This window comes from Asticcacaulis sp. P2_B1, from assembly GCF_056404915.1.
Map to the genome: position 1 here is coordinate 168,395 of NZ_JBFUDD010000004.1, position 18,726 is coordinate 187,120.

General features: G+C 62.0%; 19 protein-coding genes. 10 read left to right on the forward strand and 9 right to left on the reverse strand.

Annotated elements, in window-relative coordinates; all coding sequences use genetic code 11:
- Nucleotides 1-25: 25 nt before the first annotated feature.
- On the forward strand, nt 26-1,636 hold the full coding sequence (locus AC1DX3_RS12700) for a phytoene desaturase family protein (protein ID WP_476989669.1): 1,611 nt from the start codon (nt 26-28) through the stop codon (nt 1,634-1,636).
- A 106-nt stretch (nt 1,637-1,742) separates the two neighbouring features.
- Here AC1DX3_RS12700 and AC1DX3_RS12705 read toward each other — a convergent pair whose 3' ends face one another.
- Nucleotides 1,743-3,176 carry a family 8 glycosyl hydrolase gene (locus AC1DX3_RS12705; RefSeq protein WP_476989670.1) on the reverse strand — a complete coding sequence of 478 codons (1,434 nt, stop codon included), beginning with the start codon at nt 3,174-3,176 and terminating at the stop codon, nt 1,743-1,745.
- Between the two features lie 172 nt (nt 3,177-3,348).
- On the opposite strand from AC1DX3_RS12705, the gene AC1DX3_RS12710 reads away from it, so the two are divergent.
- Genes AC1DX3_RS12710 through AC1DX3_RS12725 form a run of 4 tightly spaced genes read left to right on the forward strand, consistent with a single transcriptional unit; the run spans nt 3,349 to nt 5,995 of the window.
- On the forward strand, nt 3,349-3,816 hold the full coding sequence (locus AC1DX3_RS12710; protein WP_476989671.1) for a GNAT family N-acetyltransferase: 468 nt from the start codon (nt 3,349-3,351) through the stop codon (nt 3,814-3,816).
- Nucleotides 3,813-4,271, forward strand: a complete 459-nt coding sequence (locus tag AC1DX3_RS12715) for a GNAT family N-acetyltransferase (protein ID WP_476989672.1) — start codon at nt 3,813-3,815, stop codon at nt 4,269-4,271. The genes AC1DX3_RS12710 and AC1DX3_RS12715 overlap by 4 nt, the downstream gene beginning before the upstream one ends.
- 34 nt (nt 4,272-4,305) lie before the next feature.
- On the forward strand, nt 4,306-5,124 hold the full coding sequence (locus tag AC1DX3_RS12720) for an arginase family protein (RefSeq protein WP_476989673.1): 819 nt from the start codon (nt 4,306-4,308) through the stop codon (nt 5,122-5,124).
- Between the two features lies 1 nt (nt 5,125).
- Nucleotides 5,126-5,995: a hypothetical protein gene (locus AC1DX3_RS12725; RefSeq protein WP_476989674.1), complete on the forward strand. Its 870-nt coding sequence runs from the start codon at nt 5,126-5,128 to the stop codon at nt 5,993-5,995.
- Between the two features lie 15 nt (nt 5,996-6,010).
- On the opposite strand, the gene AC1DX3_RS12730 is transcribed toward AC1DX3_RS12725, so the two are convergent.
- The 3 genes from AC1DX3_RS12730 to AC1DX3_RS12740 all read right to left on the reverse strand — a co-directional run bounded on the left by AC1DX3_RS12730 (nt 6,011) and on the right by AC1DX3_RS12740 (nt 7,904).
- A complete protein-coding gene (locus tag AC1DX3_RS12730) occupies nt 6,011-6,259 on the reverse strand; it encodes a hypothetical protein (RefSeq protein ID WP_476989675.1) in 249 nt (82 codons plus the stop codon).
- Nucleotides 6,260-6,510: 251 nt separating this feature from the next.
- Nucleotides 6,511-6,984 carry an AtaL-like protein gene (locus AC1DX3_RS12735; RefSeq protein WP_476989676.1) on the reverse strand — a complete coding sequence of 158 codons (474 nt, stop codon included), beginning with the start codon at nt 6,982-6,984 and terminating at the stop codon, nt 6,511-6,513.
- Nucleotides 6,985-7,022: 38 nt separating this feature from the next.
- Nucleotides 7,023-7,904, reverse strand: coding sequence for an SDR family oxidoreductase (locus AC1DX3_RS12740; protein ID WP_476989677.1), 882 nt, complete (start codon nt 7,902-7,904; stop codon nt 7,023-7,025).
- A 103-nt stretch (nt 7,905-8,007) separates the two neighbouring features.
- Here AC1DX3_RS12740 and AC1DX3_RS12745 point away from each other — a divergent pair, with 103 nt between their 5' ends.
- From AC1DX3_RS12745 to AC1DX3_RS12760, 4 genes are all read left to right on the forward strand, one after another.
- Nucleotides 8,008-8,901, forward strand: coding sequence for a LysR family transcriptional regulator (locus AC1DX3_RS12745; protein WP_476989678.1), 894 nt, complete (start codon nt 8,008-8,010; stop codon nt 8,899-8,901).
- 232 nt (nt 8,902-9,133) lie between these two features.
- Complete coding sequence (locus AC1DX3_RS12750; RefSeq protein ID WP_476989679.1) at nt 9,134-9,319, forward strand: hypothetical protein; 186 nt, start codon at nt 9,134-9,136, stop codon at nt 9,317-9,319.
- A 128-nt stretch (nt 9,320-9,447) separates the two neighbouring features.
- Nucleotides 9,448-10,227 carry a 3-keto-disaccharide hydrolase gene (locus tag AC1DX3_RS12755; protein ID WP_476989680.1) on the forward strand — a complete coding sequence of 260 codons (780 nt, stop codon included), beginning with the start codon at nt 9,448-9,450 and terminating at the stop codon, nt 10,225-10,227.
- Nucleotides 10,228-10,277: 50 nt separating this feature from the next.
- The gene (locus AC1DX3_RS12760) at nt 10,278-10,952 is read left to right on the forward strand and encodes a helix-turn-helix domain-containing protein (protein ID WP_476989681.1); all 675 of its coding nucleotides are present in this window, start codon (nt 10,278-10,280) and stop codon (nt 10,950-10,952) included.
- A 13-nt stretch (nt 10,953-10,965) separates the two neighbouring features.
- Here the strand turns inward: AC1DX3_RS12760 and AC1DX3_RS12765 are convergent, their stop codons facing one another.
- The 4 genes from AC1DX3_RS12765 to AC1DX3_RS12780 all read right to left on the reverse strand — a co-directional run bounded on the left by AC1DX3_RS12765 (nt 10,966) and on the right by AC1DX3_RS12780 (nt 14,733).
- The gene (locus AC1DX3_RS12765) at nt 10,966-12,036 is read right to left on the reverse strand and encodes a winged helix DNA-binding domain-containing protein (RefSeq protein ID WP_476989682.1); all 1,071 of its coding nucleotides are present in this window, start codon (nt 12,034-12,036) and stop codon (nt 10,966-10,968) included.
- Nucleotides 12,037-12,107: 71 nt separating this feature from the next.
- The gene (locus AC1DX3_RS12770; protein ID WP_476989683.1) at nt 12,108-13,361 is read right to left on the reverse strand and encodes an epoxide hydrolase family protein; all 1,254 of its coding nucleotides are present in this window, start codon (nt 13,359-13,361) and stop codon (nt 12,108-12,110) included.
- Between the two features lie 113 nt (nt 13,362-13,474).
- Entirely contained in the window at nt 13,475-13,873 is a 399-nt protein-coding gene (locus tag AC1DX3_RS12775) for a DoxX family protein (protein ID WP_476989684.1), read from the reverse strand.
- Between the two features lie 23 nt (nt 13,874-13,896).
- Nucleotides 13,897-14,733 (reverse strand): DODA-type extradiol aromatic ring-opening family dioxygenase, encoded by an 837-nt coding sequence (locus tag AC1DX3_RS12780; protein ID WP_476989685.1) that lies wholly within the window; start codon nt 14,731-14,733, stop codon nt 13,897-13,899.
- 114 nt (nt 14,734-14,847) lie between these two features.
- Between AC1DX3_RS12780 and AC1DX3_RS12785 the strand changes: the two genes are divergently transcribed.
- Nucleotides 14,848-15,759, forward strand: coding sequence for a LysR family transcriptional regulator (locus tag AC1DX3_RS12785; RefSeq protein ID WP_476989686.1), 912 nt, complete (start codon nt 14,848-14,850; stop codon nt 15,757-15,759).
- A gap of 22 nt (nt 15,760-15,781) precedes the next feature.
- Here the strand turns inward: AC1DX3_RS12785 and AC1DX3_RS12790 are convergent, their stop codons facing one another.
- Complete coding sequence (locus tag AC1DX3_RS12790; RefSeq protein ID WP_476989687.1) at nt 15,782-18,712, reverse strand: beta strand repeat-containing protein; 2,931 nt, start codon at nt 18,710-18,712, stop codon at nt 15,782-15,784.
- Nucleotides 18,713-18,726: the final 14 nt, after the last annotated feature.

Here is an 18,726-nt window from a genome sequence, read left to right on the forward strand (position 1 = left end):
GCGGGCAGCGCCCTGAGGAAACCCTATGACAAAACAATATGATGCGGTGATCATCGGCGGTGGCCACAACGGTCTGGTCTGCGCCTTTTACCTGGCCCGCGCCGGCCTGTCGGTCCGCATCGTTGAGCGCCGCCACGTCATCGGCGGCGCCGCGGTAACCGAGGAATTCCACCCCGGTTTCCGCAATTCCGTCGCCAGCTATACGGTCAGCCTGCTCAATCCCAAGGTCATCACCGACATGAAGCTGGCCGACCACGGCTATCGCGTCATCGAACGTCCGGTGTCCAACTTCCTGCCCCAGGAAGACGGCGGCTATCTCAAACTGGGCGGCGGCCTCGAGAAGACCCAAGCCGAATTCCGTAAATTCTCGCAACGCGACGCCGATACCCTGCCTTACTATTACGACGCCCTGGAAAGGGTCGCCGATGTGTTGCGGGACCTGGCTTTGCAGAGCCCGCCCAATGTCGGGGACGGCTTGAAAACCCTGCTCGACGCCGCCAAACAGGGCCGGCGGTTGGCGGGCCTGAGCATCGAAGCGCAGCGCGATGTCATGGACCTGTTCACCAAAAGCGCCCGCACCTTCCTCGACGGCTGGTTCGAGAGCGAGGCCGTCAAGGCGGCCTTCGGCTTCGATGCCGTCGTCGGCAACTATGCCAGCCCCGACACGCCGGGCTCGGCCTATGTCCTGCTCCACCACGTCTTCGGCGAGGTCAACGGCAAGAAGGGCGCCTGGGGCCATTCGGTCGGCGGCATGGGCGCCATCACCCAGGCCATGGCCAAGATCGTTCAGGATATGGGGGTTGAGATCAGTTTGGCGGCGCCGGTCGCCAGGGTTTTGGTCGACGGCGGTCGCGCGATCGGGGTGCGGCTGGAGAGCGGCGAAGAGGTTATGGGCTCGGCCATTATCGGCAATGTCGGGCCGCGCCTGCTCTACGAACAATTGATGGCGCCCGAAGATGTTCCCGCCGATTTCCTCAAACGCATCAAGTCGTTCAAGACCGGCTCCGGCACTTTCCGCATGAATGTCGCCTTGTCGCAACTGCCCAGCTTCACCTGCCTGCCGGGCGATGGCGAACACCTGCAATCGGGCATCATCATCGCGCCCACCCTCGACTATATGGACCGCGCCTTTATGGACGCCAAGATGTATGGCATGTCGAAGGCGCCGATCGTCGAGATGCTGATCCCGTCGATCGTCGATGATAGTTTGGCGCCCAAGGGCCAGCATGTCGCCAGCCTGTTTTGTCAACAATTCGCCCCGGTCCTGCCCGACGGCCGCCATTGGGACAACGAACGCGAGGTAGCCGCCGACCTGATCATCGATACGGTCGAAACCTATGCACCGGGCTTCAAGGCCTCGGTCATTGCGCGCCAGATCCATTCGCCGCTCGATCTCGAACGCAAGTTCGGCCTCATCAACGGCGACATCATGCACGGCAACATGTCGCTGGATCAGCTGTGGTCGGCGCGGCCCGTCCTCGGCAACGGCGCCTATCGCGGCCCGCTCAAGGGGCTCTATATGTGCGGCGCCGGGACCCATCCCGGCGGCGGGGTAACGGGGGCGCCCGGGCATAATGCTGCGCGGGAAGTGCTGGCTGACCGGTCGTTCATCGGCAAGATGATGGGCAGAAGTTAGAGTCATCCTTATGCAGTAGTCACGGCGCTGCATAAGGCGTCATTTTTGTTGATTTTATTCAGGTTTTAGAAATTAATGCAGAGCCTTGAAAACGGTAATAGGTCACCTATTTCCGCGGCTCGATGATGCGAAATTCACCGCTGAGGTGCATCAGGCTCATCAGGTAGACCATGCCGTCGAAATAGCGCTGCTCGCCGGCGGGCACGGGCGCGTCCCACAGCTTTTGCAGGAAGGCGTCCGACGCCGGGTTTTGTCCGGCGGCGAGGCCGGCGACGGCTGTGGCGGCCAGCATGCCGGTCGAGTGGCGGTCGGACAGGGGCTTGCCGTCCAGGGTGTAGCGATCGGCGAAGTCATCTATGCCCTGTTTATAGAGAAAGCCCTGGATGCGCTGGCTCAAGACCGGTTCGCGGGCATCCTTGTCCCACCAGCTATAGTCGACGGACCAGTTGCTGGCGACGCGCCAGGCGTCGTAGCCGAATTGACTGGGTTGGCCGTCCCAGCCGATGGCCGGGGTGCCGTCGAACAGGCTGCGGTCGGGCGCCAAACCGGTCTCCGGCCCGGTCACCTCGGTGAAAAAGTCGCGGCTGACGTCGGCGGCGCGCGCCCAGAAGGCACGGTCCTCGACCGGTCCCCAGCGCGCCCACAGCTCGTAAAAGGCCGGCAGGTGATAGGAAGCGTCGCTGCCCGGGATGTTGGTTTCGGGGACGAAACGCACCATGGCGTGGTCTTCGTCGACCATCGGGCCGACCGTGACGGTGTGCGGGCTATGGCTGGGATGGTAAGGCGGCCAGGGCTTGCCGTCCTTGGCGGCCTGGGCAGCGGCCGTGCGATTATTCGGGCTGGGCCAGGGTTGGTCGGGCTCGACGAAGGGCGGGTCTTCGGGGTGGATGCGGAAGGGCGTAGTGCCGGTCAGGAGCGCATGGTGGCGCATGCCGCGCAATATCTTGTCGGCTTCGGCCTGATAATCATAGATTCCCTGGCCGTTACCCCAGCGGTGAGCGGCGAAATAGAGGGCCATGACGAAATATTCTTCGCCGTCGGGGGCGGCGCCGGTGGCGCGCGGGCTGCCGTCCGTCCCCATCGACCAGGCGAAATAGCCAAGCGACGGGTTTTGCGGATCGGTGGTCAGCATATAGGTGTGGGCCCAGTTCCACAGGGCGTCGAATTCACGCTTCTTGTCCAACTGCACGGCGATCATCATGCCGTAGCTCATGCCTTCGCTGCGGGCATCGTTGTTGGCCCAGTCGGTAACATAGGCCAGGGTGCCGTCGGCATTGGCGCCGGTTTCGAAATAGATGCGCTGTTCCTGGCCGTCGCCGTGGAACAATTGTTGGAAGGCCGTGTCGATACGGGCCTTGGTTTCGGCCGGGGTGTGGCCGAGGCGCTCATTGAACAGGTTATGGTAGGTATGGGTTTTGTAAGCGCCGGCGCCGTCGCCGGGGAAACTGGTGGGTTGGGCGTTGGTTGGGGCGCAAAACAGTGCGGTCAGGAGCGCAAAGGTAGCGCTAACATTGATAGTTAGGCGGATTTTGGTTGGCATATGAGTCGCTCCGGTCCCTGAAATGGCGCCCTATTGCGGGTTAAATCCCGCCTTGGCGGCGGCGCCCTGCCCTTTCATGGCATAAAATGGTCCGTACCGACAGCCTTGTCTGTAACCCGCGGCGCCTTTCGGACGTATTCAGACACGGTTAAAGGTGGCTTGGAGCGGACAAATGGACGAAAAATTGGCTTTCCGGCGGGCCGCTGCGACCGATTTCGCCGCCGTACTGAACCTGGCTTGCCAATTGGCCAGCCATATCGAGGCGGATGCGCCTGCCCTGTCGCCGCGGCAGTTCGAACAGTTTTATCTGGCCTCAGGCGCGCCGATGCAATTGCTGCTGGCCGTCGCCGGTACGCGCGTTTTGGGGATGGTGTCATGGATACTGACCCATGAGCTCTACAGCGCCGAGGCACGGGCCTATATCAGCGATCTGGTCATCGATCCGTCGGCGCGCGGTCGTGGTGTCGGCGCGGCATTGATGGGCGAAGTCGCGGCCCGGGCCGGAGCAAAGGGCGCGGTCAAGCTAGGTTGGGAGGTATGGCGGCACAACGCTACGGCCAAGGCTTTTTACGCACGCATCGGCGGTCATGTCGACGATGAAGCCTTGCCGTACGTGATGCGTATGGAGGGCGCCAGATGATCCCGCCCGTCGAAGCGCGGCACGACCTGACTGCGGACGAGATCGACGCAATCGAAGACCGGCTTTACGACCACAACAGCCTGGCGACAGGACGACGCGATGCGCAGGGCCTTGGCTTCGTCATCCGCGATGCAACCGGCCGGATTACCGGCATTGCGGCAGGCTATTCCTGGTCGGGCATCGCGGAATTGAAACAGATGTGGGTCGAAGCTGACAGTCGCGGCCGCGGTTACGGTCGGGTCCTGCTCGAGGCTTTCGAGACGGAGGCCCGGTCCCGTGGTGTGGGGCGTATCTGGGTGGCCAGTCATGACTTTCAGGCGCCGGGCATGTATGAAAAAGCGGGCTTTACGCGGATGGCGGCCTTCGATGGCTGGCCTGAAGGGCATGTTAATGTCATCCTTTGCAAGGTGCTGGACGACCAGGTAAATCGGCCCCTTGCACCGTCGCCGGGTTGACGGCAAAACGTTCGGCAACACGTCAGGAGCTCCCATGACCATCTCAGCCCGACTTATCGTCTTCGAAGGCAGCGTTTCGGACCGCAATCCGCGCGGGATCGGCGGCGCCAAAGCGCTGGGGGCAGCCATCGCGGCGCAATATCCGGTGCAAGCCGTGCCGGTGGGCGAGGCGCCGTACAGCTATGCCACGGATTGGACGGCGGCTTTAGAGGCCGGTGGAGAGGATCTTCGCCGGTTGGCGGAAGCGTTGGATCGCGTTCAAGGCGCCGGCCAGACGTCGATCCTGACCGCGGCGCGCTGTGCCGCTTCGGTCGCCACCTTGCCGGTCATCGCCCGGCACCATCCCGACGCGGCTATCGTGTGGTTCGACGCCCATGCCGACAGCAATACGCCGGCTTCTTCGAGCACGGGTTATCTCGGCGGCATGGTGTTGTCGGGCGCCGCCGGTTTGTGGGACAGCGGTCACGGCAGCGGGTTGGACATGGGCAATGTCATCCTGGTCGGGGCGCGGGATATCGATCCGTATGAACAGGCGCTGATCGATGCCGGCCGGATTGGGCATATCGCGGTCGGGCCGGATACGGCGGCCGAGTTGGAGGCGATGATCGCCGGCCGTCCGGTCTATATCCACCTGGATTGCGACGTGCTGGAACCGGGTTTGGTGCCGACCGAATATACGGCGCCCGACGGTTTGACGTTCGAGGGTTTAGGGGCATGTATGGAGGTTCTGGCGCGCGGCGAGGTTTTGGGGCTGGAAATCGCCGAGTTCGAGGGCGATGACGGCGAGGCATTGCTGGACGGCCTGCAACCGTTGCTGTCGCGGCTTGTCGGCGCTGCGCCAAATGGGGGATGATATGCGGGTATTGTATGGACTTGTCGCGCTGACTTTCGCAAGTTGGGCCGGTATGGCGACGGCGGCGACCTGTCCGGCGGACCTTAGACTGGCCGTGCTGGTTGCGCATGCGCCCTATATCTTGACGGGTGCGCCGCAGGTAACACCGGACCAGGTCGCGGCTGTCAAGGAAGACTATCTCGATATGCCTGTAAGGGACATTGCCTGGATAAAGGGTGGGCCGTCCCCGGCGCCGGTCGTTGTGCGGTCCTATATTGCCGATGACAATGTGCCGACCAAAGCCGACCTCGACGATGCCGCCGGCCGGCCGTCGCTCATGTTCCTCGTCCGTCCCGAAAGCGATGTTCAGCAACGCTTCTATTTTGCGGGGAACGACTCCTTGCAGCCGATAACACCGGACAATGTGGACGCCGCGCGGAGCGAAATTGCCCGCCAGGCTACCGTCCTGGCAGCGTGGCAGCCAGATACGGCTTTGCCGCATTATGCCGAGGTGCAGCAATTGATTACGCAGTTGGCTGCGATCAGGACCTTGGACAAGGATGCTTACGACAGGCAGCAGGCCGTTTTCGCCAAGCTGGAGGCGCTCGGCATGGATGCTGTTCCGGCCATCATTGCGCAAATGGACGACCGGCGCAAATTGGCAGACCCGGCTATGGCATTGGTCAATACGTCCCCCGATGCCTTCGAACCACAACGCCTCTACGGACCCGACACCATCGTCGATGCTCTCGCCGCGGTGCTCAATCAGATCACCTGGGACAGCTTCAATTTTATCTATAACGGCGGTTCGGACCGCGAACGCGACGAGGCCGTGGCCGGTTGGCGGATCTATGCGAGTATGCTGAGGTGTCCGGGTGTGGCGAAGCCGTAAAGGCGGCGCTTTGCGTCAGTCCCAGTCTTTCAAGCTTTGCAGGCGTTCGGGCGGAGGATTGGCCTTGGCTTCGGCGGCCTTGACCTTTCGGCCCTTCAAGGCGAAAAGATCGACGACCATGCAGATAAGTTGCGGACCTGCATAAAGCGCACCGGCGCCCCAGGCCAGAGGGCCGCCATTGGCAAAGCCGAAGGCCGCGACGACCCACATAATGGCCAGGGAGACAGCGTGGGCGATCAGGATGCGTTCCAGGTTATCGCCCATGCCCTTACATATCCAAAGCACAAGGCGGCTAATCAGGGCTGTAGCTATCAGCGCGCCCGCGAACCATGCCATGTTGTTTCCCCCTTAGTTTCGGTGGATTACTGAAGCAGGTTTTTCGGACGAGTCAATTACGGCCAACGACGGAAGGAATATATGCAATTAGTAAGGCGCCACCGAAACGCTCCACCAAGGCGGTGCCTTTACCCAAGCCGCGCGGGACACCCCATTGGATATCCCGCGCGCCGGCCAACCTAAAGTTTGCCCTCGGCAAGTAGCTCGCGCGTCCGCTTCAGCGTCGACATCAGCGCCGCCTTGTAGCCGTTATCACTGTCGAACAGCGTCTGTTCCGCCTGTTCTTCCGGGCCTCCGGGTTGCTTGTCGCGCAGGCCGAGGAAGCAGTAGAACCGGAGTTGCAGCGTGCCGTTCGTGTCTTCGAACAGTTCGTTGATAATGGCGCCTTCGCGTGGCCCGGTCGCCTGGAAGAAGGTCACCTTGCTTTCGGGCTCGAAGGTGATGATTTCGCGCAGGTCCGTCCCCGCGATGGTGGCCTCGCGCACGATGTGCGTCGCGCTTTCCTCGACGACATCGCAGCGGGTGCACAGATTGGGCGGCAGAAACAGGCGGGCGTCGCGGGCCTTCCATACCAGCCCGGCCCACACTTGCGAACGGGTGAGAGGCGCCTGGCCTTCCGGATTGACCGGGACGATTGCTGTTGAATAGATCATGGTCTTGGTCCTTTTTTGCGGTTGAGCATCTGTTCCGGTCAGGCCGGCTGATTGGCCGCCTCGGCGATTTGGCTCGCGAAGGCACGGTAGGCATGCAGCGGGCGGCCCAGCAGTTGGGTGAGCCGGTCGCGGTCACCGGCTTCCGGGATCATGCCGTCGGTGGCAAAGCGCTCCGCCATCAGACGCATTTCATAGGCCATCCACTTCGGCATGAAGGTCGCCAGGTTCTGTTCGAAGCCCGACGGATCGTCACCGCCGTAGGCGACCGGGCGATCCAGGACTTCAGACCATAGGCTCGCGATATCCGAACCGGTCAGTGTGTCGGGTCCGACCAGGTTGATCGTATCGATCGGCAGGCCTGCAGGGGCCCTTTCGCGGCGGATCAGTTCTATGGCGGCGACCTCCGCGATGTCCCGGGCGTCAACCATGGCCACGCCTTTGCCGCCGATCGGCATGGGATAGACGCCATAATTCAAAATGACGTCCTTGATCATGTGGTCGTTGTCGATGAAATAGGCCGGACGCAGGATGGTGGCATTAAACCCCATCTGTTCGAGCATGCGCTCCGCGCCGGCCTTGACCGCGAAGTGCGGCACGTTCACGAACCTGTCGCTGTGGATGACCGAGACATAAACCACGCGGTCGACACCCATTTCCTTGGCAATATTGAGGGTGATGAGCGCCTGGGTGAACTCGTCGGCCGCCACCGCGTTCAGGAGAAAGAGGGCCGAAACGCCCTGGAAAGCCTTGCGAAGCGAGTCGATGTCGAGCAGGTCGCCTTGCACGACCTCCACACCGGCCGCAAAATTGGCCTTCTGAGGATCCCGGACGAGGGCGCGCACAGTGGCGCCGCGCGCCAGAAGTTGATCGACGACCTGACGGCCAACGCGGCCGGTAGCGCCTGTAACAAGAATAGTCATTGGAAAGTCTCCATTTCAAAGTTGCTGACACCCCGTCATTTAATGGTTCACACATGATCCGATAGGCGATATATTTGGACACATCGTCTCATGGATGGAACACATGGATCTGCTGGCGCTCGCTGATTTCAACCTTGTCGCCAAGCACGGCGGGTTCGGACGGGCAGCACGAGCGGCCGGGCGCCCGAAGGCCACCCTGTCGCGCCGGGTCGCCGACCTGGAAAGCAGTCTTGGTTTGCGGCTGTTCGAACGCGGCGGCCGCACGCTGAAACTGACCGAGGAAGGACGGCAGCTTTTCGAGAGAACGGCCGCCCTGTTGACCGACCTCGACGAGACAGCGGTCGCTATCGCCTCGGGCGGCGACCGCCCCCGCGGCAGACTGCGTATAAGCGCGCCGCTGCTGTTCTCACAAACCGCGATGGGTAAGCTTGCCGCCAAATTCGCGCTGAAATATCCGGAAGTCCAACTGGAAGTCACGACCGAGGATAGAGTCGTGGATATGGTCGAGGAAGGATACGACCTGGTCATCAGGGTCAATCCGAGCCCGGATGAAAGCCTTGTGGGCCGGGTCTTTCTTCGTGATCGTCAGGTCGTCGTAGCCAGCCCGGATCTGCCGCGACCGGCGCATAACCAACCCGTCCCGGCCATCCTACGCGGCTTGGGGCCGCAGTCGAATATTTGGGACGTGATAACCGCAACCGGCCCGTCTAAACTGCCGGTCAATCCGGTGATACGCATGTCGGGGATGATCATGGTCAGGGACGCGGTACGCGCGGGCGCCGGCATCGCCCGCCTTCCCATCTCTCTCGTGAGCCAGGATATAGACAGCGGAAGGCTCGTCCACTGGGGCGATGCCGACTTGCCGGAAATTGCCCTGTGGACCTTATACCCGTCGCGGCGGCTTCTAAGCTCACGTGTCTCGGCTTTCCTGGACCATTTAAGAGAGTCATTTCCTCACGGCACACCCGAGGAATTGGCGGCATTCCTGGAGGAGTAACAAAAGCTCGCGTTTCAGGAGATAGGGTATTTCAGGTGCTGGCGAACGGCCCTTCAAAGAGATCGACGACCAAGCAGATAGGTTGCGGACCGGCATTGAGTGCGCCGGCGCCCCAGACCAGCCCCCCACATCCCACGCAATGGCCAGGGAGACAGCGTGGGCAGTCAGAATGCGCTCCAGATTATAGCCAACGCCTTTGCATTTCCAAAGCATAAGGCGATTATCCCCCGGCATGGCGTTGGTGGATCAGTATACCGGCTTGAGGGATCGTAAGAAGGTCCGGCGTCTGTGGGCGGGATGGAGAGACGGCACACGCATCGATATCCTGTTCAAGCCCAGCGGCGATTTCGGTGAAGGGGCTCAGTACGAGGACTATTGGGGCCGCTACGAGCTTGTGGTGTGGCTGCCCAAGGGCTGATTGGTCCACGAACAAAGGCAGGGCCCTGATCCGCTCTGAAGCGGCAGCGCCTTTGGCGGAAACAGGTGCTTCCGCAGCGGATTCGCGCTATCAGGAAGGTTGGGCCGTACGCCAACCCAGGAGATACCATGAAAATCCTGATCCTCCCGTGTCTTGCTCTGAGTTTTGCGTTGATGGGCGCGGCGCCCGCGCCGGAAGCCAAGTGGGAGCCCATCTTCGACGGCAAGACGCTGAACGGATGGACGCCGAAGATCGCCGGCCACGCGGTGGGCGAGGACCCGCTGCACACCTTTGTCGTTGAGGATGGTGTCATCCGGGTCTCGTATGCCAATTACAACAACAAGTTCGGCGCGGAATACGGCCATCTGTTCTGGAAAGAGCCGCTGCACGCCTATCGCATTCGCTTCGAATACCGCCTGTTCGGCGACGCCTTGCCGGATGTCAAAGTATGGGAGGTCAGCAATTCGGGCGTAATGATTCATGCCCAGGCGCCCGAAACCATGCGCCGCGAACAGGCCTTTCCCGTCAGCCTGGAATTTCAAATCCTGGGCGTTCCGCGTCCCGAGCAAGAGCCGACCGGCAATCTCTGCACCCCGGGCACGACCGTCGTGGTCGACGGCAAGCGCGACCCGCGCCACTGCATTCTGTCGTCTTCACCGCTGCTGCCGGTGGGGCAGTGGACGCAGGGTGAAATCGAGGTTCTGCCCAGCGGCGAGATCACTCATTTCGTCGACGGCAAGGCGGTATTGCACTATTCCGCGGCCGAGTTGGACCCGGAAGACAACGACGCCAAGCCCTTGATCGCCGCGGCAGGTGGCGCGCTTCAACTGGGTCAGGGCTATATCGCGCTGCAGGCGGAAGGCCAGCAGATCGAGTTCCGCAATATAGAGCTGCAGCGGCTCGATTGAGCGGCGTTCCAGTTTGATCCGGGATATGACTTACTGATAACAGATGGGCCATGACCCAAAAGCACTCACGACGTAGTTCTTCCCATCCGTGGATCGATGCGGTTTGGCAGACCGTGTGTCTGACAGACGGCGTCTACCGGGCGACACCCGATGGGTCGTGGGACCTCATTTACAGGGTGACTCCCGATGGGCCACCCGTTATCTTCCTGACCGGACAGGGCAAGGAACCCATCGACGTGCCTTATGTTGCCGGCGAGCACGCCGTTGTCATCTCATTCGCCGCCCATGTCTATGTCACGCAGGACAAGCCGACGCCGGCCAATGGCGGGTTGCGATTTCTGCCGATGGGCGAGGACAGTTTTGTGCTTCATGGCGTGGAACTGCCCTTGCCGAGCTTTCTCAACGCCGAACAACTCACCGATAAGATGTTGGAAGCCAATCTGCTGCAATCCGACGACCTGGTCGCCAAGGCCTTTACCGCACAGCCAAAGGCCGCGTCGAAGCGATCCGTCCAGGCACATTTCAAGAGGGTCACCGGCATCACCCAACAGGATTTTCAGTTGATCCGCCGTGCGCAGGAGGCTGTGCGGCGGCTGAAGGCCGGTGACAAGCCGGCGGCCGTTGCGGCCGAGCTCGGTTTTACGGACCAGCCGCACATGGTCAAATCCATCAAAAAAATCATGGGGTCCCTGCCTTCGAATCTCGAGGCCGTTCACAAGATCTGACATCTCCCCCTGGTCAAGCTGCGACCATCGGCATGCCCCAGAAGTGCGCCAGTCGGGCGATCTCGGCATCAAGGCGCGTTGTCGCGGGTAGGTCCGCTTCGGAGGCGGCTTCAAGCGTGACGCGGCCGGATTTTGCTCCGAGGGTCTTTTTCCATGAACCGGCGAGACGACCGTTCAGCAGGATGGTGGGGCCGAAAAGGTTGAGCGCCGGGTCCGGCGCGCCGGGGCGAAGATCGTAGGCGGAGCGATCCTTATAGCCGACGAGGATTTCATCGAAGGGCGACAAGAGGCGCAGCACATCACCGTCGGGAAATGGGCCGGGCTGGCTTTCGGCGTGCGACAGGTACGGCATGCCATTGAACATGCGCTCAACTAACACCTCGCCCGCCAACCGGATGGCTTCACGCGCCACGGTCAGGGTAAGGCCTGACCACCAGGCGAAATCCGCTTCCGTGGCGGGACCGTGGCTGCGGAAATAGCGTTCCGCCAGGGTCTTCAGCGCCATATCGCGGTCGGGCGTATTGGACTTTGCCGGCGCCAGCCAGTCGTCCAGGAGCGCGAAGGTCGGTTGTTTGCCGCGGTGCTTGGCGAAGCAGATCAAACCCGATTGGGCCCAGAAGTTGAGAATCTGAATCCCCACGCCGTCGGCTGTTGCGATTCCGTCCTGCTCGAGCCCTGCATAGATTTCGGGCCTGGTCAGGGGACCGTTGCTCAAGATGGATTCGAGTGCCTTGCGGGCATGATCGAGGGTCGTTTGACCGTGGCCAAGTCCACGCAGAAGCGAGCGGACGCGGTCGTTTTCGCGGGCACCGGTCAGGTCGAGCATCCAGCGCAGATCGGCGGCCGGCACGAAGTGGATCGTGCCGCGCATGGGCCAGGTACGGATAATCTGCTTGTCCGCGATGGCGCGGGTGACGTCTTCGGCGGTCAAGCCCGGCGATCGCTGGCCGATGGCCCATAGAGACGCGCCGAAATCCTGAGCCTGGACCGCGCCGAACCACTCGACGACCTGGGCCGCGGAGGCCGGCGGGGCACCGGTCAGGCGTTGGTGACGGCAGCGTATTTGGGCAATATCAGATGACATTTGTGGCCTTTGCGGCGGTGATCCGAGCGGACTACCTCTAGCAAGTTTTGGGGTGACGAGCAGCAGATGATCTATCCCCTGATGGTCGAAAAGAACAAGCGCAGGTCGGCCACCAGCACGTCGGGCAATTCCATCGCCGGGAAATGACCGCCATCGGAACGGGAGGTCCAGTGGGTCAGCGCGTTTTGCGGATCCAGAAGCGGGCGTGTCAGGTCGTCGGCGTTGAACGCGATCACCCCCTTCGGCGTGCTTGTCTGCGCACCCCAACCCATGGCCCTGAAGCTCTCCCAGATGGCATGGGCCGATCCCGCGCCTCCGCCGCCGAACCAGTAGGTCGAGGCGATGGCCAGGAACTGGTCGAGGTCGACCGCGTCTTCGATGAGCGCCTTATCCGGATCGGTCCAGGCCGCGAATTTTTCCGCAATCCAGGCGAGCTGACCCGTTGGGGAATCATGAAGCGCAAAGCCGAGCGTTTTGGGTCGCGACGATTGAATCGCGAGATAGCCGTTGCGGTTATCCATGCCGGCAAATCGCTGGGCAAGGTCGGCTTTCTGCGCGTCGCTCAGGTCGCTTCGCGCCAAGGCGGCGTCCTTCATGAAGGAGGCGACGGCGACGGCCGTGTCGCTGTCCGTTCCGGTATGCAGGCCGATGACACGCCCCGCGGCGAGGGTATCAAGCTGGCCCGCGACGCCGGCACCCATGTCGGTGCCATGAACGGCAAAACGGTCGTAGCCGAGGGCCGAGACAAGCGAGAGGGTCGCCTGGGCTACCTTGGCCATGTTCCAGCCGGGGGTCGTGGCGGCCGGCGACAGCCCGAAACCCGGCATGGTCGGCGCGATCACATGGAAAGCGTCGGAAGCCTTGCCGCCATGGGCGACAGGATCCGCCAGCGCGTCAAAAATCTTCAGATATTCCAGTCCACAGCTCGGCCAGCCGTGCAGCAGGACAAGCGGTACTGCATCGGGTTCGGGCGAACGGATGTGGAAGGCGTGGATGTCCTGGTGGTCGTGCGTGAAGAGAACCTGGTCGAAGCGATTGATGGCCGCCTCATGTTTGGCCCAATCGAATGCCGCCCACCGGTCGGCGAGTTGATGAAGATAGCTGCCGGGAATGCCGCGTTCCCAGCTATCGCCGTCGGGCTCAACCGGCCACCGTGCGCGTTGAAGGCGGGTCTTCAGGTCGGCAAGCTGGTCTTCCGGAATCGAAAGGCGGAAGGGTGCGGGCTTTGTCATGGCCATGGTCTCCTGGGTATGGGCCGATGAGGCGCCGGCGCCGGTCAGGAAGGCCGTCACGGCCAGGGAGCTGGTAAATTGGCGGCGGTTCATCGGGCTCTGGCTTCTGTTGCGATGAACAGACTATAGAGCCCGAGATGCCGGGTTTATTGTAAAAATACGCAGAGTTTGCCGGTCGAGAAGCCTGGGCGAGATTTGGGGGCGGCTCAGTTGGGACGGGCACGGCGAAGGTTATCGAGCGCCCAGGCGCCGGGGCCGGCAAAGGCCAGGTAGAGGAAGATGAAACAGAACAGGATGGCGGGCTCGCCCATATTAAGGGCCGGCCAGAAGCCCGACGGGGCATGGGCCATCCAGTAGGCGGCGGCCATCTCGCCCGATGCGATGAAGGCGGCGACACGGGTGAAATAACCGAAGGTCAACAGCAGGCCGGTGATCGCCTCGATTGCGCCGGCGGCGAGCATGATGGCGGGCAAGGGATAGGCTACCCCAGGGATCGCCGCGGGGAATTGGAAGAACTTCATGGTCGCGTGTTCGAGAAACAGCAGGGCTGTCACGATCCGCAAAACGGCCAGGACGCTCGGCGTCCACTTTTCGATGTTTGACATGGTCTTGCTCCTGATGGGGGGGGTCAATGGGCAGGTGGATGGGCGGGAGAGCTGCCGAAGCGGAAGCTGGAGGCGGTCAGCCCGCCGAACAGATCGGTCTGGTGATAGGTGACGGCGCCCGGTTCGTCCTCGGCCGCGCCGACGGCGACCATCAACGGGATGAGGTGGTCTTCGCGCGGGTGGGCGGCGCGGGCGAAGGGCGCCTGCTCCCACTCGAGCAGGCGCTGGGTGCGGGCATCGGGCGCCCCCTGGACGAGCGTCTCCTGAAGCCAGGCGTCGAAACGGCGGGAGGGTTCATAGCCGCCCGGGCCGCGAATTTCCCGCAGGTTATGATAGCTGAGGCCGCTGCCGACGATCAGGATGCCCTCATCGCGCAAGGGCGCCAGCGCCCTGCCGACGGCAAGGTGCAGCGCGGGATCGTAGCCGGCGTCGAGAGACAGCTGGACGACGGGAATATCTTCGTCGGGATAGAGCGGCTTCATGATGCTGAACGTGCCGTGGTCGAAACCGCGGGCGGGATCTCGCTGCGCCGGAAGGCCCGCCGCGTGCAAAAGCTGCTCCACGCGCTCGGCAAGTTCCGGCGAGCCCGGCGCGGCATAGGTGATGTGGTAGAGGTATTCCGGAAAGCCGACATAGTCGAAGGTCATGCCCGGCCTGGCGCCGGACGAGACGGTGAAGCCCTCGCCTTCCCAATGGCCCGATATCACCAGGATGGCCTTGGGCGCGTTGCCGAGCTCGGTCCGCATGTCGACCAGCGACTGCTCGAGCCGGTCGAAATTGCGGCGGAATTCGCCGGTCGTGTACGGCCATGGACCGCCGCCGTGGCTGATGAAGTAGGTCGGGAGGCGAGAATGAGTCACCGGTTTGGTCCTTGCAGGGCAGCGGGAAGATACGTTGACCGCACAATCGACCTTTCCCGCATGTTGATCAACGTGCCTTACATTGATGGACCATTTCCTATATGTTGATGATTCATGGACACCTTAACCAGCCTGCGGGTCTTCTGCGCCGTGGCCGAGCTCAAAAGCTTCACGGCCGCGGCAGAGCAGCTTGACCTGTCGCCGGCGATGGCGAGCAAACATGTGATGCGCCTGGAAAGCCGGCTGGGTACGCGATTGTTCAACCGGACGAGTCGCCACGTCAGCATGACCGAAACCGGTACGCTGTATTTCAATCAAACCCGGCAGATGCTCGAAGGGCTCGACGAGGTCGAAGCGGCCATCAGCCAGGTTACGGGAACGCCGCGCGGCACGTTAAAGCTCAGCGCTCCGGTGTGGATCGCCAATACCCTGGTCGCGCGCATGCTGGCCGAATATCATCAACGCTATCCGGATGTGTGCCTGGACATGGATTTCAGCGGCCGGATCGTCAATCTCGTCGACGAGGGCTTCGACCTGGCCCTGCGAGCGACGGCGCCGGAAAGACTCGATCCCGGCCTTATCGCGCGCCCCCTGACCAAGATCGTTTTTCATCTCGTGGCTTCGCCCGCCTATCTGTTGCGCACCGGCCGGCCGGCGGCGCCAGGCGATCTCAATGGCCACGCCTTGCTGTTGTATAGCGGTATGAATTCCAGCGGCAGCTTGAGCGTCGACGGTCCGAACGGTCCGGAAACAGTGAAATTCAGGCCGGTGATGCGCAGCGAGAACGAGACCATGCTGCATATGGCGGCGCTGGAGGGCATGGGGCTGGTTTTTCTGCCGGAACTGATGATCCAGCCGGATATCGCCGCGGGGCGGCTGGAGACGGTGCTGCCCGGCAAGGTGAACTTCACGGCGACGCTCCACGCCGTCTATCCCAGCCGGAAATATCTTTCCGCCAAGGTCCGCACCTTTATAGATTTCCTGTCGTCGCGACCGAACCTGGGCCCGGAGACCGACGGCGTGTGATGGCGCGGGCACGATCCATGAACTACCAGATGATGGCGCCCAGCAGGCCCGGATCGGTCACCGTGGCGTTCAATACGGTGATGATATTGCCGCCGCCAAGGTCGATGGTGACGTCGGCGCCGGATTGAAGCAGGACAGCTGTCAATTGGGCGTGGTAGGGGCTGAGGTCGATCAGATCGCCTTCCGCAGCGGAAAAGTCGGTGATGACGTCGGCGCCGCTGCCCAGGCCGAACATGAAGGAGTCGCCGCCCGCGCCGCCGGTCAAGTGGTTGGCGCCGCTATTGCTCATCAGGGTATTGCCGCGGCTGTTGCCGATGGCGTCGATATTGCCGGTCCCCGTCAGGCCCAGGCCTTCGACATTGTTGCCAAGGGTAAAGCTGATCGAACTGAAGACTGTGTCGGTGCCCGAATTGGTGTATTCGGTGACCGTGTCGCCGGCATTGTCGACATAAAAGATATCATCACCCTTACCGCCGCGCATGTTATCAGCGCCTTTGCCGCCATCGATAACATCATTGCCGTCGGCGCCGCCCAGGGTGTTATTACCGGCGTTGCCGGTGATGTGATTGTCCAACGCATTGCCTGTGCCGAAACGAATACCGGTGCCGGTGAGGATCAGGTTCTCGATGTTGGCGCCTAAGGTGTAGGTGCCGTTGATCGCAACCGTATCATTGCCGGAATTGCCGTATTCAGTGACGACGTCGAGCTTGTTGTCGACATAGTAGCGGTCGTCGCCCTGGCCGCCCTTCATGGTGTCGCCGCCCTTGCCGCCATCGAGCGTATCATTGCCCAAACCGCCGCCCAGGCTGTCATTGCCCTCGCCGCCGATCAGCTTGTTATTGCCGTCATTGCCGATAAGGGTGTTGTTCAGGGTATTCCCCGTGCCGGCGGTGTTACCGGTGCCGGTCAGGGTCAGTTTTTCGACATAGGCACCCAGGGTATAGGTGCGTGCGCTGATGACCGTGTCGCTGCCGCCGCCGTTTAGCTCGGTCACGACATCGCTCGAGCTGTCGACATAGTAGGTGTCGTTGCCGGCCCCGCCGGCCATCTTGTCAGCGCCGGCGCCACCGTCCAATGTGTCGGCGCCAAGACCGCCCAGGAGGGTATCCCTGCCGCCGCCGCCGTTCAGGGCATTGTTGCCGCTGTTGCCGGCGAGGATATTGGCCAGGTCGTTGCCGGTGCCGTCGATATTGTCGCTGCCGGTCAGGGTGAGGTTTTCCAAGGCTGTCTCGGGATCGGCCACTACCAGCGTATAGCTGACCGTAGCCTCGACTACATCGAGGCCCCCATTGTCGAAGATGCCGTCATTGATGCTGTCAACTATGTAGGTATCGTTGCCCAGGCCACCGTTGATAAAATCGTCGCCAGCGCCGCCGTCCAGGACGTTGTCGCCGTCGCCGCCCGACAGGGTATTGTCCAGAGCATTACCGGTCAGGGCGAGATTGCCGGTACCGATGATGACGGCATTCTCGACATTTTCGCTCAGGACATAGCTGATGTATGTACCGACGTTATCGTCGCCGCCGTCGGCGATCTCGACCACGACATCGCCGGCATTGTCGATCGTGTAGGTATCATGGCCATTGCCACCGGCCATGGTGTCGGCGCCTTCGCCGCCGTCCATCGCATTATTACCGTCGTTGCCGGTCAACACATTCGCGCCGGCATTGCCAACCAAATGCATGCCGGTCGCGCCGGTTCCCGCCGTCAGGGTGAGATCGTCCGTCCCCATCAAGATGGCGGTTTCGATGGCGGCAGCGGCGACAAGGTTGACGGAACTATATTCGGTGTCAAAGCCGCTGTCCGACAGCAATTCGGTAACGCTATCGTCGACACTGTCGACATAATAGACGTCGCTGCCGTCGCCACCTATCATCGTGTCGCCACCGCCGCGGCCGTTCATGACATCGCTGCCGCCGAGGCCGACCAGGGTGTTGGCGTTGTCGTCGCCGTAGAGGATGTCGGCTTGGTTGGTACCGTCGATTTTTTCGACGCCGGAAAGCGTGTCGCTGCCGAAGCCGGTCGCCGAACCGGCGACGAGATCGACGGTGACGCCGTTATAGGAGGCCGAGTAGTCGACTTCGTCGAAGCCCACGMCGCCATCGATGACGTCATTGCCGAGGCCGCCGTCGATCAGGTCATCGCCCGTCCAGCCGCTGAGATGGTCGTTACCGTCGAGGCCGGCCATGATATCGTCATTGACGCTGCCGACGATGGTGTCGTCGTAATAGCTGCCGAGGACGGCTTCGACATTGGTCGCCTTGATATAGTTGAAACCGCTGACCGGCATACCCATCGAGACATTGGCGCCGGAAAAGCCGTAGGTGGAAAAATCGAGGACATCGTTGCCCGTGCCGCCGTCGATCGTGGTCGATCCGGCCACGCCGACAAAATAGAACAGGTCGTCGCCGCTGCCGCCGTTGCCGGTGTCGCCGGCGTCGATGGCGATCAGGTCGCTGCCGCCGCCGCCCGACAAGGTATCGATTCCGTCATTCCCGAACATGCCGTCGTCGCCGTCCCCGCCCGTCAGGCTGTCATTACCGGCGCCGCCATCGACGAATTGCCCGTCGACGTGGATGGTATCGCTGAAGTCCGTACCGTCGACCTCAAGCAGGAAAGCGTCGGACAAGGGATTGAGGATGTCGAGGTGGGCATAATCGATGCCGGCCGGTATGTCGGTGACCGTGGCGACCAGGACATTTTGGGCGTTGTAGATATCGATATGGTCGACACTGCCGGTGAAGGTGGTGGTCCCGCCGGTTCCCGTTACTTGCGTAAAGCTGCCGACCGGATAGATATTGGCGTACCAGCCGCTGAGGCCGTCTATCGCCTTGCCATTGACCGTGACGACGCCGGTCGTAAATGTCGTGTAATAGCCGCTCAGCAGGCTTTCGATAAGGCCGGTCGCGTCTTCGTCAAAGGTCGTTGAACCTTCCATGATCCAGGTCGTCATGGCATCCCCCCCAG

What these genes read in the sequence shown, in the direction of transcription:
- AC1DX3_RS12700 (WP_476989669.1), top strand. Translation starts at nt 26, where the DNA reads ATGACAAAACAATATGATGCGGTGATCATCGGCGGTGGCCACAACGGT.
- AC1DX3_RS12705 (WP_476989670.1), bottom strand. Translation starts at nt 3,176, where the DNA reads ATGCCAACCAAAATCCGCCTAACTATCAATGTTAGCGCTACCTTTGCG.
- AC1DX3_RS12710 (WP_476989671.1), top strand. Translation starts at nt 3,349, where the DNA reads ATGGACGAAAAATTGGCTTTCCGGCGGGCCGCTGCGACCGATTTCGCC.
- AC1DX3_RS12715 (WP_476989672.1), top strand. Translation starts at nt 3,813, where the DNA reads ATGATCCCGCCCGTCGAAGCGCGGCACGACCTGACTGCGGACGAGATC.
- AC1DX3_RS12720 (WP_476989673.1), top strand. Translation starts at nt 4,306, where the DNA reads ATGACCATCTCAGCCCGACTTATCGTCTTCGAAGGCAGCGTTTCGGAC.
- AC1DX3_RS12725 (WP_476989674.1), top strand. Translation starts at nt 5,126, where the DNA reads ATGCGGGTATTGTATGGACTTGTCGCGCTGACTTTCGCAAGTTGGGCC.
- AC1DX3_RS12730 (WP_476989675.1), bottom strand. Translation starts at nt 6,259, where the DNA reads ATGGGCGATAACCTGGAACGCATCCTGATCGCCCACGCTGTCTCCCTG.
- AC1DX3_RS12735 (WP_476989676.1), bottom strand. Translation starts at nt 6,984, where the DNA reads ATGATCTATTCAACAGCAATCGTCCCGGTCAATCCGGAAGGCCAGGCG.
- AC1DX3_RS12740 (WP_476989677.1), bottom strand. Translation starts at nt 7,904, where the DNA reads ATGACTATTCTTGTTACAGGCGCTACCGGCCGCGTTGGCCGTCAGGTC.
- AC1DX3_RS12745 (WP_476989678.1), top strand. Translation starts at nt 8,008, where the DNA reads ATGGATCTGCTGGCGCTCGCTGATTTCAACCTTGTCGCCAAGCACGGC.
- AC1DX3_RS12750 (WP_476989679.1), top strand. Translation starts at nt 9,134, where the DNA reads ATGGCGTTGGTGGATCAGTATACCGGCTTGAGGGATCGTAAGAAGGTC.
- AC1DX3_RS12755 (WP_476989680.1), top strand. Translation starts at nt 9,448, where the DNA reads ATGAAAATCCTGATCCTCCCGTGTCTTGCTCTGAGTTTTGCGTTGATG.
- AC1DX3_RS12760 (WP_476989681.1), top strand. Translation starts at nt 10,278, where the DNA reads ATGACCCAAAAGCACTCACGACGTAGTTCTTCCCATCCGTGGATCGAT.
- AC1DX3_RS12765 (WP_476989682.1), bottom strand. Translation starts at nt 12,036, where the DNA reads ATGTCATCTGATATTGCCCAAATACGCTGCCGTCACCAACGCCTGACC.
- AC1DX3_RS12770 (WP_476989683.1), bottom strand. Translation starts at nt 13,361, where the DNA reads ATGAACCGCCGCCAATTTACCAGCTCCCTGGCCGTGACGGCCTTCCTG.
- AC1DX3_RS12775 (WP_476989684.1), bottom strand. Translation starts at nt 13,873, where the DNA reads ATGTCAAACATCGAAAAGTGGACGCCGAGCGTCCTGGCCGTTTTGCGG.
- AC1DX3_RS12785 (WP_476989686.1), top strand. Translation starts at nt 14,848, where the DNA reads ATGGACACCTTAACCAGCCTGCGGGTCTTCTGCGCCGTGGCCGAGCTC.